We start from the raw sequence: 14,183 nt of genomic DNA, 5'->3' as shown, positions 1-14,183 counted from the left end.
CGCACCCGCGAAGAGGCCGACACCTGCGGTTCCAGTGGTTAACCCCCCGAACCCGAGAGACACCAGTCCTCGCTCAAGTATTCGGGCAGTTATCGCTGTGGAGCCGAGAAGCACGACAGCGATAGCCACCGTCTTTGCGCCGCCTCTGAGGTCGGTACTTACACTGGACATGGTTTGGAACGACCGCTAACTCCGTATCTTGCGTCGGCGCTCATCGAGCCTGCGGCCCGATCGCGCCGTGTTACACGCGGATGTCGAGAGGGACGCGTGGCGTCCGCGGTCAGTACTCCTCGTCGATGATCTCGCCGACCGCGAAGTTCGACTTCACTTCCGTCACTTCGACTTTGACGCGCTCGCCGATCTCGGCGTCCGGCACGATGATGACGTATCCGCGCTCGACGCGCGCGATCCCGTCGCCTTGCTTGCCGATGTCCTCGATCTCGACGTAGCGGATCTCACCCTCCTCGACCGGCGGCTGGGGTTCCGACGACGCCCCAGTCGACGTCGAGGATGACGACGACGCCGAAGACGTCGTCGAGGTGTTGTCCGCGTCGCCATGACGTTCGATGAGCGCGACACGGTAGACGTCGCCCGGATCGACGGATCCCGTCTCGATCTCGCTTTTCGGCACTTCAACCACGTACTCGTCGTCTTTGACCGTTACCTCGGCGTTGAACAGACAGAGCAGTTCGTCAGATATCTCCAATGTCGAATACCTCCATCGGTGTGTCACCCCCTCGCCACTTAGTCGTTGTCACAGCGACGGCGACGCACGGGGGTGTTCAGTTGGGGTACGCCGACCCGTCCGGCCGTTTTGCGCCCTCCGAATCGTGCACCACCGTCGCGCTGGGCTCCGGGTTCGCCGGCGCGTACGCCTCCCGCACGTCGATTGCCTCCTCGAGCTCGCGGATCGCACGCGCTTTGAGCGCGCCGGCGAGCTCTTCGGCGTCCGCCCGCGAGATGTCGCGGCCGAGCCCCTCACACTCGTGTGCGCGCACCATCTCCGCCTCGTCGACGGCCTCGCCCATGGGCTGGCTCGTTCCGCCGAGGGCCACGCTGAACGGGTACGTCTGGCAGATGAGCGGGCGGCTGCCGTGCACCGAACACGCGCCGGTGCCGTCGTCGTCCTCCCGGTAGAACGTGCAGTCGCCACAGGAGTCCGCCTGCAGCGCCCACTCGAAGGTCTCACCCGCGCCGTCCTCGTCGAGGCCGTACGGCATCGGGCGCGCGACGTCCCGCCAGTCGCGGTCCGTTTCAGCACCGGCGGCGGCCTGCACGTCTCGGACTTCGTCGGGGAAGACGGTCGCCGTGTGGGGGTCGTCGGCCTCGCTCTTGCAGCACGCCCCACACCGCGTGCATTCGAAGCCGATGGTCTCGATGGCGTCCGCCAGCGTGGCCACGTCGAGTTCGCGTGCGCGCTCCAGTTCGGCTTCGAGGTCCTGCATGCTCGCGTCCAGGGCACCGACGCGCAAAAGTCACGCGCCCGCGGCTCACGCAGGCTGGTGGGTCGCGCGGGACCCGTTCCAGTGGATGCGCTGCTCGCGGGCGAGCTTGTCGAGGTGCGCGCGCACGGTCTGCCCGGCGAGGTCGCGGACGCCCGCCAGGTCCTTGTCGTAGGCCGCATCGAGGATGGCGTCGACCGTCTCACAGCCCGCGGCGACCGCGTCGAGGACGCGGCGCTCGCGGTCGCGGCGGTGTGCGTACAGCGCGTGCAGGCGATCGGCCGGCTGCTCGATCGTGGGGCCGTGTCCGGGCTGGAGTCGGGCCGGCGCGCCGGCTGCGAGCCGGCGCAGGGACGCGAGATACGCGCGCATGTCGCCGTCGACGGCACCCACGAAGACGCTGCTGTCGGCGAACACGAGGTCCCCGCTGATAGCGTTGCACTCGCCGTCCACGGTGGCGAGCACCGCCACGTGGTCGGGAGCGTGGCCGGGGGTGTCCGTGACGGTGAGCGCTGTGTCGCCAATCGCGTCCCCCGGGCGGAACACGCGGTCGGGTGCCACGCCGGTTTCGCGCTCGAAGCGCGCCGTGAACGCGGCGTGCGCCCACACGGTGGCGTCGGTCGCGGCCGCGTACGCGTCCACGGCACCGACGTGGTCGGGGTGGGCGTGCGTGACGACGATGTGATCCACTCCCTGCGAGACGGCTGCATCGAGGGCGGCCGTCCGCCCGGCGGGGTCGACGAGCACGCGGGCCTGGCCGTCTACGAGGTACGCGTTGGTCGTGCCGTGGGGTGCACGAGTGGCACCGTCTACTGGGTACCGCTCGATCATGGTCGCGTTCACGGGCGGCAGCGAGGAAAACCCTGGGTCAGCCGGCGAGATAGTACACCTGCTTGCGGGCGTCTTCGAAGCTGTACCGGGAGTCAACCAGGTGTTGTTCGTCGAGTCGGTTGAGCGCGTACCTGACTGTGCGGTCGGGCAACAGCGATTCGTCGGCGAGCTCGCCCTGGGACAGCGGGGAGTCGATTTCGAGGACCTTCGCAACGAGTTTCGCGCTCGGCGGGAGCTCCTGCAGTCGACTCCGGAACTCCTCGTCGTCGACAGGGGCCGGCTTGTCTTCGGTCGCGGACGCGCTCATGTCAGGACGTGACACACCGTCGCAGGTAAGTGTTGTCCCCCCGTGCAACTAAACACCTTATATTATATTATGGCCGCTCCACCGCCGTTCAGCACCCCGCAGTCGCCGACTCACGGACCCGCCACGAGTCCCGCGGCGTTCCAGTACGGTTTTACATCCCCGCCCACGACGTGGCCGTATAAGCGTGAAGGGACAGGAGTGGTACCAGGCCACCGAGGTCGCCGAAGAGTACGACGAGAAGCGATTCTCTCGGGGCGGCCGCTACATCGACCGCCGCGAGAAGCGGGCAGTACTTGACGCGCTCGGACGCGTGGACGGCGACCGCGTCCTCGAAATCGCCTGCGGCACCGGTCGGTTCACCGTGATGCTCGCGGAGCGCGGCGCGGACATCACCGGGCTCGACATCTCCGGGCCGATGCTCCAGGAAGGCCGCCAGAAGGCCGCACAGGCGGGAGTCGCGGACACAATCGAGTTCATGCGCGGGGACGCCGGCCGGCTGCCGTTCCCCGACAACCACTTCGACAGCGTCTTCGCGATGCGGTTTTTCCACCTCGCGGACTCCCCGGCGACGTATCTCCGCGAGATGGCGCGTGTCTCCAAGCAACAGGTGTTTTTCGACACGTTCAACCGGTTCAGCACGCGGTCGCTGTACAACTGGCTGCTCCCCATGGGGTCGCGGCTGTACGGCTCGCGTGAGGTGCGCGCGCTGGTGTCGGGTGCCGGCCTCACGCTGGCCGACGCCGACCACGACTTCATCGCCCCCTACGGGTTCTACCGGGAGGTTCCGGACTGGATCGCGCGCCCCTTCCGGAACGCCGACGTGACGCTCGGTGACACGCCGCTCGGCGAGCCGCTGGCGTCGGTCTCCTACTGGGACGTTCGCCTCTGACCCGCGCCAGCGAGGCGGGGTGTTTTTACCGCCGGCTCCGAACTGACACCGTATGGACCTCTCGGTGGTGGTGCCCACCCTGAACGCGCGCGATGCCCTCCTCGACGCGCTCGACGCGCTCGCAGCCCACGCACCCGCCGCCGAGGTCGTCGTCGCGAACGGCCCGTCGGTCGACGGCACCTCCGGCACGGTGCGCGACCACGACGCCGTCGACACGCTGCTTGAACTCTCCGAGCGCAACCTCAACGCCGCCCGGAACGCCGGCATCGCCGCCACCAACGGCACCGTCGTGGCGTTCATCGGCCAGGACACACACATCCAGCCGGGGTGGACGAACGCCGTCGCCGACGCCATCGCCGACGGCGCCGACGCCGTCACCGGCCCCGTCCACCGCACTGTCGAAGGCGGTGTCACCACCGAATCGGTCGACGAGGCGACGGTCTCGGGCCGCGACGTGACGTTTTTCGACGGCGCAAACGTCGCCATCACTCGCCGAGCGCTGCGCGCACTCGACGGCTTCGACGAGGCGCTCCAGACGGGTGCCGCCCGCGACGCCGCACACCGGCTGGCGGGCATGGATCGCCGGGTGGCGTGGGCCCCCAACGCCTGCGTGCTCCGCACCGACGCCGACGACGTCATCCACCGGCTGCCCGAGGACGCCGACAGCTCCGCCCGCGGGTTGAAATACCGCGCGCTCGCCTACCGCCTCACGAAGAACTACGGCGCAACCGCCGCCATCACCGCCCGCGTTCTGCGCCACGCGGTCGGCGACGCCGCCAGCGTCGGCGGCGCTGTCCTGCGCGGCGACGCCGACCTCTCGACGTGGGTGGGCGCGGGGCTGGCCGTCCTCCCCGGGCTCTGGCGGGGCAGCCAGGCCGGCCTGTCGGCGCGCGTCGCCGACCGCACCACCACCCGCAATCCCAACGGCGTGTCGACCCGCATGGACCGCGTGCACGCCCGCCACGACTAGCCGCTGGCGGCCGCCGGCAGGATCCGCGCGAGGTTCTGGCCGAGCACCTTCGCCATGGCGTCCTCGGTGACATCGAGGGTCAACACCTCCATCAGCGAGACGTTCGGGTGTGTCGCGGGCGCGCCGGACCCGAACACCACCCGGTCGGGGTGTTCCCTGATCGCGCGCTCCAGGATCTCCCGGTACCGGACGCCCGCAGTGTCCACGTACAGCGACTCGTGCGACTCCAACAGCTCCACCGCGGCCGTCATCAACTCACGATCCAGTGGATGGCCCCCGAAATGCCCCAGCACGACGGGGAACTCGCGATCCAGCAGCGTCTCCGCCAGCGCGGCCGGCGTGAACTGGCGGCCGCCGTCGACGAGCACCGGCAGTCCAACGTCGTCCAACACGTCCAGCACATCCGCATCCGGCAGCCCGTCCTGTGCGGGGTCGAGTTTGAACCCGTGGAAGCGGTCGTCGTACGCGTACTGCTCGATGTCCTCGGGGGTGGTCTGCCAGTCGTCCCGTGACGCGGCGACGTTCCGCACCGCCGCGACCGCGCCCCGGCCGGGATCCCGGGGGCCGTCGATGCGCGCGAACGCCACGAACGGGCGCTTGACCGCCTCCCTGGCGACGGCGTTGTTCGCGCGCAGATACCCCTGCTCGCCCTTCCGCGGGCCGGGGAACACCACGGCGCGCACGATGCCCGCCTGATGCATCTCGCGCTCGAAGGCCTCCCCCTCGATGGTGCGGCCGCGACTGGGACGCCCCGGGCCGGCGTGGAGCCGCGCGTGACAGTCCACGACCCGGAACCCGTGCTCCAACTCCAGCATGCTGGAGTGCTTGCCGGCTGGCTATTTCGGTCTGGCGGTGCGCGCGTTCGCCCGCCGGCCGGGACACGCCGTCACGCCGGGGCGTTGAGCCGGACCGTCGGCAGCGCCCACTCGAAGCGGATCGCGAGCAGCCGCACCGCGAGCGTGACCCCCGCGCCCGCCGCCGCCGCGATCGTGGCCCCCAGCCCCGACGCGGTGGCGACCCACAACACGGTGCTCCCGGCGATCGCGCACGTCGCGTACAGGTCCTCCGTGAGCACGAACGGCACGCGCTGCAACAGCACGTCGGACACCAGCCCCCCGCCGACTCCCGTGGTGGTGCCGAGCACGACCACCCCGAACGGCGACACGTCCGCCCCGACGCCGACCAGCGCGCCCGACGCCGCGAACGCCGCCAGCCCGACGGCGTCCGGGACGTCCACGACCGGGTGGGCAAGCACCTCGGTGCCGACGCGTCGCGCCACCACGACCGCCACCACCACGCCAGCCAGCGCGAACCCCACGTCGGTGGTGGACTGCAACATCGCCGGCACCGACCCGACGAGCACGTCACGGGTTGCGCCGCCGCCCAGCGCCGTCAGCACGCCGAGCACCGCGACCCCGAGCACGTCGAAGTCGGCGTCGATCGCCTTCAGCGAGCCGACGGTGGCGAACGCCACCAGGCCGACCGCGTTCATCACGCCGAACGCCGTCACCACACCACCGTCACCTCATCGCCGGCGCTCACGCCGAACGCGTCGTCGCCCCGGCCGCGGTTCACCGCCAACTCGACGTTCCCGTGGCTGCCCACGGTGAGGAGGCGTTGCCCGGGGTCGGTGTGGGCGTACGACCGCCGCACCGGCGTGGCGACGCCGTCGACCTCGACGGTGTCCCCGACCCGGTCGGCGACGATCTCCCCCGGGAGGTTCGTGATGGCGTTCCCGAACCCGTCCACGGCGATGACCGTGCCGGCCGCCCCGCCGTCGGTGACCGCCGGCGCGGGAAACGACACGCGCTCGTAGTCGGCGGTCGGCTCGTACTCGGGGTACTGGTCGAACGTGTCGACGCCACGCTCGTGGATGTCGGCGGCCGCCGGCGCGAACACGTCCCGCCCGTGGAACGTCGCGCTCGCGGGGTCTTCGACGTCGATCTCGAACACGTCGATGTCGGCGGCGTCGCCTGCGATGCGGCGCGCGGCCGGCACCGCCACGCCGTTGTCCGGCGCGACGATGGCGTGGCTTCCCGCCCGCACCACGACGGCGCTGCGGTCCGTTCCGACGCCGGGATCGACGACCGCCAGGTGGACGGCCGGCGGGAAGTACGGCACCACCTCCCGCAGCCAGAACGCCGCCGCGCGGACGTCCTGGCGGGGGAGGTCGTGGGCGATGTCCACGAGCCTGGCGTCAGTCGTCTGCAACACCACGCCTTTCATCGCTGCCGGGTACGGCGAGCCGAAGTCAGAGCTCAGCGTGATCACGGTCTCCGTGTCGTCCGGCGTGCACAAAAACGCCCGTTGTCCCGGGCGGGCTACCGCAGCCCCGAGTCGTGGCCGTTGGCGTCGGTGTCGGCCACGTGCTGGATGCGCTCGACGCCGTCGATCTCCGCGACGACATCCGCGACGGCGTCGGGCACCAGGCTCTCCCAGTCGTCGCCGTCGGCCATGCGGCGACGGATCTCCGCCCCCTCCAGAACGTCCCGGTCGTACATCGGCGGCTGGCGCACCTCGACGGCGGCCTCGTTGAACAGCCGAATCACCAGCGGGTTGTTCGAGTACGCGACCTCGAACTTCGGGCACATCGACCGCACGTGGCTCACCCAGACGGCGTTGCGTTCGAGGTCCTCGATGGGGACCGCATACGTCACGAGGTTGAACTCGACCAGCGCCTTCGTGATCATCATGATCCGTTCGCCGGCCGTAAACGGGTTTCTGGCCGAGTGGGAGTCCCCCGCACTCCCGATCCCCACCACCAGCTCGTCGACCTCAGTCGCGATCTGTTCGATAACGCGGCGGTGGCCGGTGTGGAACGGCTGGAAGCGACCGATATAGAACCCGCGAGTCATCTCTCGCGTAGACGAATCTGGTCGGCGACCATAAGAATGGCGAGTTCGCCTCGATACGAATCGCGGAACCCGTAGTATGGCCCCGAAACGCGGAGAATACGGCCGATTAGACGGCGTTTCAAGGGAGAAAGTATATCAGTTGCCCACCCGTGTTTTTTCGTGTCGAACCAACTTCTATGAGCAACGAATCGACGAACGACGCGCCGCCCGACGACGACCCCGACGACCCCGAGCCGTCCGTCGATCACGACGACACCGACGGGCTCCAGGACGACCCCGCCGACAGCGTGGACGACGCTGGGGAGGTCGACGACCTGGAGAACCTCGGGAGCGACGTGGGCGTTGAGGGTGATGTGTCTATCGACGAAGACAACGCCGAGGACGACTTGCTTGGCGGCCTGCGCATCGACGACACGTCGGACATCACAGTTCCGGATCGGCTCGTCGACCAGGTCATCGGGCAGGAGGCGGCCCGCGAGATCGTCAAGCGTGCGGCCAAACAGCACCGCCACGTCATGATGATCGGGTCGCCGGGTACGGGCAAATCCCTGCTGGCCAAAGCGATGAGCCGGCTGCTCCCGAAAGAGAGCCTGCAGGACGTGCTCGTCTACCACAACCCCGACGACTCCAACGAGCCGAAAGTCAGGACCGTCCCGGCCGGGAAGGGTGAGCAAATCGTTGACGCCCACAAGGAGGAAGCCCGCAAGCGCAACCAGATGCGGTCGTTCCTCATGTGGATCATGATCCTGCTCGCGGTCGGCTACGCGCTGTTGATCGCGACGCCGGCGCGCCCGCTGCTGGCGCTGCTCTCGGCAGCCGGCATCTATCTCCTGTTCCGGTACACCAACCGCGGCAGCGACGCGATGGTGCCGAAGCTCCTCATCAACAACGCCGACAGACAGGTCGCGCCCTTCGAGGACGCGACCGGCGCACACGCCGGCGCGATGCTCGGCGACGTTCGCCACGACCCCTTCCAGTCCGGCGGGATGGCGACGCCGAGCCACGAGCGTGTCGAAGCCGGCTCCATCCAGAAAGCCAACAAGGGCGTGTTGTTCATCGACGAGATCAACACGCTGGACGTGCGGTCCCAGCAGAAGCTGATGACCGCCATCCAGGAGGGCGAGTTCTCGATCACGGGACAGAGCGAGCGCTCTTCGGGGGCGATGGTCCAGACCGAGGCGGTGCCGTGTGACTTCATCATGGTCGCGGCCGGGAACATGGACGCCATGGAGAACATGCACCCGGCGCTGCGCTCCCGCATCAAGGGGTACGGCTACGAGGTGTACATGGACGACACCATCGAGGACACCCCCGACATGCGGCGCAAGTACGCGCGGTTCGTCGCCCAGGAGGTCGAGAAGGACGGGAACCTCCCGCATTTCGCCCCCGACGCGATCCGCGAACTCATCCTGGAGGCCAAGCGCCGCGCCGGCCGCAAGGACAGCCTCACGCTGAAGCTGCGCGATCTCGGCGGGCTGGTCCGGGTTGCCGGCGACATCGCGCGTTCGGAGGGCCACGACCTCACGCAGCGGTCGGACGTCCTCGAAGCCAAGAAGCGCTCGCGCTCCATCGAACAGCAGTTCGTGGACAACTACATCCAGCGCCGCAAGGACTACGAGCTCGGCACCACCAGCGAGGAGGCCGTCGGCCGGGTCAACGGGCTCGCGGTGATGGGTGGTGACTCCGGCATCATGCTGCCGGTGATGGCGGAGATCACGCCCGCACAGAGCCAGGAGGAGGGCCGCATCTACGCCACCGGCCAGCTCAAAGAGATGGCCGAGGAGGCCGTCGAGAACGTCTCGGCGATCATCAAGAAGTTCAGCGACGAGAACATGTCCGAGAAGGACACGCACATTCAGTTCGTGCAGGCCGGTGAGGGCGGGGTCGACGGCGATTCGGCGTCGATCACGGTCGCCACCGCCGTCATCAGCGCCCTGGAGGACATCCCCGTCGCCCAGGAGCTGGCGATGACTGGCAGCCTCTCGGTCCGCGGTGACGTGTTGCCGGTCGGCGGCGTCACGCACAAGATCGAGGCCGCCGCCAAGGCCGGCTGCGAGCGGGTCATCATCCCGAAGGCCAACGAGGACGACGTGATGATCGAGGACGAGTACGAGGAGCAGATCGAGATCATTCCGGTGACACACATCAGCGAAGTGCTCGATGTGGCGCTGGTCGGCGAACCCGAGAAGGATTCGCTGGTCGACCGCCTCAAGTCAATCACCGGCAAGGCGCTCGACAGCGCGTCCGACTCCGGCACCACGGGCGGCAATCCGAGCCCGCAGTAGCCGCGGTCGCGGCGTCTTTTCTCCCGGAGCGCGTGTTCGCAGCGCCGCCTGCGGGTCAGCGTTCGAGGTTGCGGAGGGTTTCTGCGACGCGTGGGGGTGCACTCGACGGCGCGTTCTCGACGCGGTGATCGGGGACCAGCAGCGGGACCGGGTTCGCTTCCAGGGCAGTCCTGACCGTGTTGTGGCCGTCCGTGGTGGTGTGGTCGATGCCGGCGGTCATGCGGGCTGCCAGTTCCACGTCGGCGCGGTCGCCGTAGGGGACCGATCGGATGGTTTCGAGCACGCGGCGCTGGGGGGTTGGGAGCGTGAGGCCGATGGGGACGTCTCGGAAGTCCTCGGCACTACCGGCCGCGTAGTCCGCGATGCGGTCAAGCAGCGGGTGGGTGGCGGCGTCCTCGGGCGCGTGGGTGGGGAACGAGACGCTGATGACGCGGTCGCCCGCGATGCCCAGTTGTACGGTGCCGATGCCGTCGATGCTGCGTGCGTAGACTCCGGTCGGACCCATGTGCGTAGCCGGTTGGTCGTGTGGGCCTTGAGCGTCCCGGCTGACGCAAGCTTTATGTACAGAGTAATGCATTGATGTACAACAATGGACGACAGTTCGTCGTTGGCGTCCCCGGTCCAGTCGATCCTGGCGGCCGCCCGCCGCCGCGACCCACCGACACGGCGGTGCACCGTCTCGGCGCGCTCGCTGCCCGCCGCCCTCCACAGCGCGGCCGCCGACGGCCGCACGCCGATCATCGCCGAGGTGAAACCCACCAGCCCGACCACCGACACCGAACACAGCGGCGACCCCGCAGAGCTCGCCCGCGAGATGGTCGCCGGCGGCGCGGCAGCCGTCTCCGTGCTCACCGAGCCACACCACTTCGACGGCAGCACGGACGCGCTGCGCGCGATCCGGGACGCCGTCGACGTGCCCGTGTTGCGCAAGGACTTCCTGTTGACCGAACCCCAACTGGACGCCGTCGCGGCCGACGCCGTGTTGCTCATCGCGCGGTTCCTCGGCGACGACCTCGGCGACATGCTCGCGGCCGCCCGCGACCGCGGCTTCCAGGCGCTCGTCGAAGTCCACAGCCCCCGGGAGCTGGCGCGCGCCGTCGACGCCGACGCGGACATCATCGGCGTGAACAACCGCGACCTCACCGCCCTCACGGTTGATCTCGACACGTTCGGTGCCGTCGCCCCCGAGGCGCCGGCTGACGTTACGCTCGTCGCCGAATCCGGGATCGCGACGCCCACCGACGCCCGCACGATGCGGGCGGCGGGCGCGGACGGACTGCTCGTCGGGAGCGCGATCATGGACGGCCCGGTACGCGACACCACACGGAGGCTTGTCACTGCATGAGCACGAACACCGACGACACGACACGGACGGACGGAACGTTCGGGGACTACGGCGGCCAGTACGTCCCCGAGGTACTGATGCCCGCAGTCGAGGAACTGACCGACGCCTACGAGCGGTACGTCCTGGACAACGAGGACGGCTTCGTGGACGACTTCCGCCAGCGAATCCGCTCGTTCGGCGGGCGGCCCACGCCGCTGACCCACGCCCCGACGCTCAGCCAGCGCCACGGCGTCGACGTCTACCTCAAACGCGAGGACCTCCTGCACGGCGGCGCGCACAAACTCAACAACGCCCTGGGGCAGGTGTTGCTCGCCAAATACATGGGCAAAGACCGCATCGTCGCGGAGACCGGGGCCGGCCAGCACGGCACCGCAACCGCGATGGCCTGTGCCGCCCTGGAGATGCCATGCGAGATCTACATGGGGCGCACCGACGTGAACCGCCAGCGCCCCAACGTCTTCCGGATGCGGCTGCACGACGCCGACGTGAACCCGGTGACCGTCGGCTCGGGGACGCTGAAAGAGGCCATCAACGAGACGATGCGTGACTGGGCGACGAACGTCGCGGACACCCACTACGTCATCGGGTCGGTCGTCGGCCCACACCCGTTCCCGTCGATGGTGCGGGACTTCCAGGCGATCATCAGCGAGGAGCTGCGCGCGCAGTCCCGCGAGCAGCTCGGCGAACTCCCGGCCGCCGTCATCGCGTGCGCCGGCGGCGGCTCGAACACCATGGGTGCGTTCGGCGCGTTCGTCGGGAGCGCCAGCCTGCCGGGGGCTCCGGCGGGCACACACGAGCCGGCCCCCGACGTGGACCTGCTGGCCGTCGAAGCCGGCGGCTCGCGCCTCGGCGTCGACGACGACGCGGGGTACGCGCCGAACTCCGCCAGCCTCTCGACGGGCACCGAGGGCGTCCTGCACGGCGCGCGCACGAAACTCCTTCAGACGGAGACCGGCCAGATCGTGGAATCACACTCCGTGTCCGCCGGCCTCGACTACGCGGGGGTCGGCCCGGAGCTGGCACACCTCGTCGACACCGGCCGCATCACACCCACCAACGTCGACGACGACGCCGCGCTCGCGGCGTTCCACCGGCTGTCGCGCGACGAGGGCGTGATCCCCGCCCTCGAAACGAGCCACGCGGTCGCCGCCCTCGACCAGTACGACGGCGACGGTCCCGTGGTGGTGAACGTCTCCGGCCGGGGGGACAAGGATCTGGACACCGTCATCGAGGCGTCGGCGGCCAACGACATCGACGCCGCGCCGGACATGGAGGTGTTCGAGCAGTGACCCGCAGCGACCTCGCCGCGGCCTTCGACGACGGCCCGGCGCTGGTGTCGTACGTGGTCGCGGGCGATCCGACGCCCGCCGCGACCGCCGAGTACATCGACGCGCTCGTGGACGGCGGCACGGACGTGATCGAACTCGGGCTGCCGTTCAGCGAACCCGTCGCGGAGGGGACAACCATCCAGAACGCGATCAAGCGCGCGCTCGATGCCGGCATGACGCCCGACGCCTACCTGGATCTCGTGGCGCGCATCGACGCCGACGTGCCGGTTGTCTGTATGACCTACTACAACCTCCTGTTCCAGTACGGCGACCGCGCCGGGCCCGCGGCGTTCGTCTCCGCGGCGGCCGAGGCGGGCGTCTCCGGGTTCGTGGTTCCGGATCTGCCCGTCGACGAGTCCGGCCCGCTCCGGGAGGCGTGTCGCGCCCACGGCCTCGATCTCGTGTTCGTCGTTGCGCCGACGACCACCGCCGACCGCCGCGAGCGCATGCTCGATCTGACCACCGGGTTCGTCTACGTGCAGGGCCGGGTCGGCACGACGGGTGCCCGTGAGGAAGTCAGCGCGGCGACGCCGGACGCGCTCGCGGCCCTCCAGCACACGGACATCCCGAAGGCCGTGGGGTTCGGCGTCTCCTCGGGCGAGCAGGCCCGCGAGATCACGGCCAGCGGTGCTGACGGCGTCATCGTGGGGAGCGCGTACGTCGACACGGTCGCCGACGGTGTTGCCGACGACGACCCCCCCAGCGTGGTCGCCGATCGCCTGCGGGACCTCGCCGCCGAGCTGAAGGCCGGCGCCGCTCGGGGCGTGCCGGAACCGGAACACAAATAGCCCAACGTTTGCTAGCCAGTACCAATGACTGACGCCGGGAAAACCGCACGACTCAACCGCATCAGCACCGACGACAGACTCCTCACGATCCCGATGGATCACGGCATCACCCTCGGCGCGATCGACGGCCTCGTGGACATCGAAGCCACCATCCGTGAGGTCACAGCCAACGGCGCCGACGCCGTCCTCACCCAGCCGGGCATCGCCCCCCGCGTCCACCCCAACAAGGGCGACGCCGGCTACATCGTCCACCTCAACGCCTCAACGACCCTCGGCCCCGACCAGACGGACAAACGCCGCACCGGCACCGTCGAAGACGCGGTCCGCGCCGGCGCGGACGCCGTCTCCTTCCACATCAACGTCGGCAGCGACCACGAACCCGACCAGATCACCGCGCTCGCGGACGTCGCCGCCGACGCCGACCGCCTCGGCGTTCCCGTGCTCGCGATGGCGTACGCCCGCGGCCCCGGCGTCGACGAACACGACGCCGCGAACCTCGGTCACGCCGTCCGCCTCGCCGAGGAAGTCGGCGCGGACGTCATCAAAACCGCCTACTCGGGCAGCACCGAGAGCTTCCAGCGCGTCGTTGATGCCACCGCCAAGCCAGTCATCATCGCCGGCGGCGACCCCGCCGGCGACCGCGAAACACTGCAGGGCATCCGGGACGCCATGGACGCCGGCGCGGCCGGCGTCTCCACTGGCCGCACCGTCTTCCAACACGCCACTCCCGGCGCGATGACCGCCGCCATCTCGGCGGTCGTCCACGACGACGCCGACCCCGAAGCGGCGCTCGCCCGGGCCGGTCTCGTCGTCGACGCCTAACGCTCGGCGTCAGTCACCTGCCACCCGCCCGGCGCACGCGCGAGCACGTCCTCGACGTCCGCCCTCGCCAGCCCGAAAAACGACTCCCGGCCGACGGCCGTCCGGAACCGCGCGATCACGGTGTTCGGTGTCGCCTCGAACACCGTCACCGAGCAGCTCCAGTCGGCGTGTTCGAGGCGCGCACACTCGGGCTTCTCCGCCGCGATCTCGCTGCCAAGCGCCCAGCTCAGCGACTGTGCAGCGTCCACGGGAAGCGGCATCCGATCAGCAAGGAAGCTCTGTTCCCCTTCGCGGGTTGCCATACCGCAGCTACGACGCCAC

At 69.5% G+C, this 14,183-nt stretch carries 17 protein-coding genes; 7 read left to right on the top strand and 10 right to left on the bottom strand.

The window, feature by feature from the left end; all coding sequences use genetic code 11:
• Nucleotides 1-280: 280 nt before the first annotated feature.
• From APQ99_RS07160 to APQ99_RS07145, 4 genes are all read right to left on the bottom strand, one after another.
• Nucleotides 281-706, bottom strand: coding sequence for a TRAM domain-containing protein (locus APQ99_RS07160; RefSeq protein WP_136361085.1), 426 nt, complete (start codon nucleotides 704-706; stop codon nucleotides 281-283).
• Nucleotides 707-782: 76 nt separating this feature from the next.
• Complete coding sequence (locus APQ99_RS07155; protein ID WP_136361086.1) at nucleotides 783-1,445, bottom strand: YkgJ family cysteine cluster protein; 663 nt, start codon at nucleotides 1,443-1,445, stop codon at nucleotides 783-785.
• Nucleotides 1,446-1,490: 45 nt separating this feature from the next.
• Entirely contained in the window at nucleotides 1,491-2,273 is a 783-nt protein-coding gene (locus tag APQ99_RS07150) for an MBL fold metallo-hydrolase (RefSeq protein WP_136361087.1), read from the bottom strand.
• Nucleotides 2,274-2,310: 37 nt separating this feature from the next.
• Nucleotides 2,311-2,580: a MarR family transcriptional regulator gene (locus tag APQ99_RS07145; RefSeq protein ID WP_010902171.1), complete on the bottom strand. Its 270-nt coding sequence runs from the start codon at nucleotides 2,578-2,580 to the stop codon at nucleotides 2,311-2,313.
• 184 nt (nucleotides 2,581-2,764) lie between these two features.
• On the opposite strand from APQ99_RS07145, the gene APQ99_RS07140 reads away from it, so the two are divergent.
• A complete protein-coding gene (locus tag APQ99_RS07140) occupies nucleotides 2,765-3,469 on the top strand; it encodes a class I SAM-dependent methyltransferase (protein WP_012289133.1) in 705 nt (234 codons plus the stop codon).
• Nucleotides 3,470-3,521: 52 nt separating this feature from the next.
• Nucleotides 3,522-4,439 (top strand): glycosyltransferase family 2 protein, encoded by a 918-nt coding sequence (locus APQ99_RS07135; protein ID WP_010902173.1) that lies wholly within the window; start codon nucleotides 3,522-3,524, stop codon nucleotides 4,437-4,439.
• On the opposite strand, the gene APQ99_RS07130 is transcribed toward APQ99_RS07135, so the two are convergent.
• The 4 genes from APQ99_RS07130 to APQ99_RS07115 all read right to left on the bottom strand — a co-directional run bounded on the left by APQ99_RS07130 (nucleotide 4,436) and on the right by APQ99_RS07115 (nucleotide 7,294).
• The gene (locus APQ99_RS07130; RefSeq protein WP_010902174.1) at nucleotides 4,436-5,254 is read right to left on the bottom strand and encodes an amidohydrolase family protein; all 819 of its coding nucleotides are present in this window, start codon (nucleotides 5,252-5,254) and stop codon (nucleotides 4,436-4,438) included. The genes APQ99_RS07135 and APQ99_RS07130 overlap by 4 nt on opposite strands.
• A 71-nt stretch (nucleotides 5,255-5,325) precedes the next feature.
• Entirely contained in the window at nucleotides 5,326-5,931 is a 606-nt protein-coding gene (locus tag APQ99_RS07125; protein ID WP_010902175.1) for a trimeric intracellular cation channel family protein, read from the bottom strand.
• 14 nt (nucleotides 5,932-5,945) lie between these two features.
• The gene (locus tag APQ99_RS07120) at nucleotides 5,946-6,710 is read right to left on the bottom strand and encodes an SAM hydrolase/SAM-dependent halogenase family protein (RefSeq protein ID WP_012289134.1); all 765 of its coding nucleotides are present in this window, start codon (nucleotides 6,708-6,710) and stop codon (nucleotides 5,946-5,948) included.
• A 50-nt stretch (nucleotides 6,711-6,760) separates the two neighbouring features.
• A complete protein-coding gene (locus APQ99_RS07115; protein ID WP_010902177.1) occupies nucleotides 6,761-7,294 on the bottom strand; it encodes a nicotinamide-nucleotide adenylyltransferase in 534 nt (177 codons plus the stop codon).
• 176 nt (nucleotides 7,295-7,470) lie between these two features.
• On the opposite strand from APQ99_RS07115, the gene lonB reads away from it, so the two are divergent.
• Nucleotides 7,471-9,579, top strand: coding sequence for an ATP-dependent protease LonB (lonB, locus tag APQ99_RS07110; protein ID WP_010902178.1), 2,109 nt, complete (start codon nucleotides 7,471-7,473; stop codon nucleotides 9,577-9,579).
• 55 nt (nucleotides 9,580-9,634) lie between these two features.
• On the opposite strand, the gene APQ99_RS07105 is transcribed toward lonB, so the two are convergent.
• Nucleotides 9,635-10,084: an MGMT family protein gene (locus tag APQ99_RS07105; protein WP_012289136.1), complete on the bottom strand. Its 450-nt coding sequence runs from the start codon at nucleotides 10,082-10,084 to the stop codon at nucleotides 9,635-9,637.
• Between the two features lie 84 nt (nucleotides 10,085-10,168).
• Here APQ99_RS07105 and trpC point away from each other — a divergent pair, with 84 nt between their 5' ends.
• Genes trpC through APQ99_RS07085 form a run of 4 tightly spaced genes read left to right on the top strand, consistent with a single transcriptional unit; the run spans nucleotide 10,169 to nucleotide 13,862 of the window.
• Complete coding sequence (trpC, locus tag APQ99_RS07100) at nucleotides 10,169-10,924, top strand: indole-3-glycerol phosphate synthase (RefSeq protein ID WP_010902180.1); 756 nt, start codon at nucleotides 10,169-10,171, stop codon at nucleotides 10,922-10,924.
• Nucleotides 10,921-12,213: a tryptophan synthase subunit beta gene (gene trpB, locus APQ99_RS07095; protein ID WP_010902181.1), complete on the top strand. Its 1,293-nt coding sequence runs from the start codon at nucleotides 10,921-10,923 to the stop codon at nucleotides 12,211-12,213. Before trpC ends, trpB begins: the two co-directional genes overlap by 4 nt.
• Nucleotides 12,210-13,040 (top strand): tryptophan synthase subunit alpha, encoded by an 831-nt coding sequence (gene trpA / locus APQ99_RS07090; protein WP_010902182.1) that lies wholly within the window; start codon nucleotides 12,210-12,212, stop codon nucleotides 13,038-13,040. The genes trpB and trpA overlap by 4 nt, the downstream gene beginning before the upstream one ends.
• Before the next feature lie 24 nt (nucleotides 13,041-13,064).
• On the top strand, nucleotides 13,065-13,862 hold the full coding sequence (locus APQ99_RS07085) for a 2-amino-3,7-dideoxy-D-threo-hept-6-ulosonate synthase (protein ID WP_010902183.1): 798 nt from the start codon (nucleotides 13,065-13,067) through the stop codon (nucleotides 13,860-13,862).
• Here the strand turns inward: APQ99_RS07085 and APQ99_RS07080 are convergent.
• Nucleotides 13,859-14,164: a hypothetical protein gene (locus APQ99_RS07080; RefSeq protein WP_012289137.1), complete on the bottom strand. Its 306-nt coding sequence runs from the start codon at nucleotides 14,162-14,164 to the stop codon at nucleotides 13,859-13,861. The genes APQ99_RS07085 and APQ99_RS07080 overlap by 4 nt on opposite strands.
• Nucleotides 14,165-14,183 lie beyond the last annotated feature (19 nt).

This window comes from Halobacterium salinarum DSM 3754, assembly GCF_008124605.1.
Classification (GTDB): Archaea; Halobacteriota; Halobacteria; order Halobacteriales; family Halobacteriaceae; genus Halobacterium; species Halobacterium salinarum.
The sequence above is the reverse complement of the archived record's forward strand: the minus strand, read 5'-3'. Positions and strand labels throughout refer to the sequence as shown.

Excerpts from the sequence above, each read along its gene's own strand:
- APQ99_RS07155 (WP_136361086.1), bottom strand. The coding sequence starts at position 1,445 with ATGCAGGACCTCGAAGCCGAACTGGAGCGCGCACGCGAACTCGACGTG.
- APQ99_RS07150 (WP_136361087.1), bottom strand. The coding sequence starts at position 2,273 with ATGATCGAGCGGTACCCAGTAGACGGTGCCACTCGTGCACCCCACGGC.
- APQ99_RS07145 (WP_010902171.1), bottom strand. The coding sequence starts at position 2,580 with ATGAGCGCGTCCGCGACCGAAGACAAGCCGGCCCCTGTCGACGACGAG.
- APQ99_RS07135 (WP_010902173.1), top strand. The coding sequence starts at position 3,522 with ATGGACCTCTCGGTGGTGGTGCCCACCCTGAACGCGCGCGATGCCCTC.
- APQ99_RS07130 (WP_010902174.1), bottom strand. The coding sequence starts at position 5,254 with ATGCTGGAGTTGGAGCACGGGTTCCGGGTCGTGGACTGTCACGCGCGG.
- APQ99_RS07125 (WP_010902175.1), bottom strand. The coding sequence starts at position 5,931 with ATGAACGCGGTCGGCCTGGTGGCGTTCGCCACCGTCGGCTCGCTGAAG.
- APQ99_RS07115 (WP_010902177.1), bottom strand. The coding sequence starts at position 7,294 with ATGACTCGCGGGTTCTATATCGGTCGCTTCCAGCCGTTCCACACCGGC.
- lonB (WP_010902178.1), top strand. The coding sequence starts at position 7,471 with ATGAGCAACGAATCGACGAACGACGCGCCGCCCGACGACGACCCCGAC.
- APQ99_RS07105 (WP_012289136.1), bottom strand. The coding sequence starts at position 10,084 with ATGGGTCCGACCGGAGTCTACGCACGCAGCATCGACGGCATCGGCACC.
- trpC (WP_010902180.1), top strand. The coding sequence starts at position 10,169 with ATGGACGACAGTTCGTCGTTGGCGTCCCCGGTCCAGTCGATCCTGGCG.
- trpB (WP_010902181.1), top strand. The coding sequence starts at position 10,921 with ATGAGCACGAACACCGACGACACGACACGGACGGACGGAACGTTCGGG.
- APQ99_RS07085 (WP_010902183.1), top strand. The coding sequence starts at position 13,065 with ATGACTGACGCCGGGAAAACCGCACGACTCAACCGCATCAGCACCGAC.
- APQ99_RS07080 (WP_012289137.1), bottom strand. The coding sequence starts at position 14,164 with ATGGCAACCCGCGAAGGGGAACAGAGCTTCCTTGCTGATCGGATGCCG.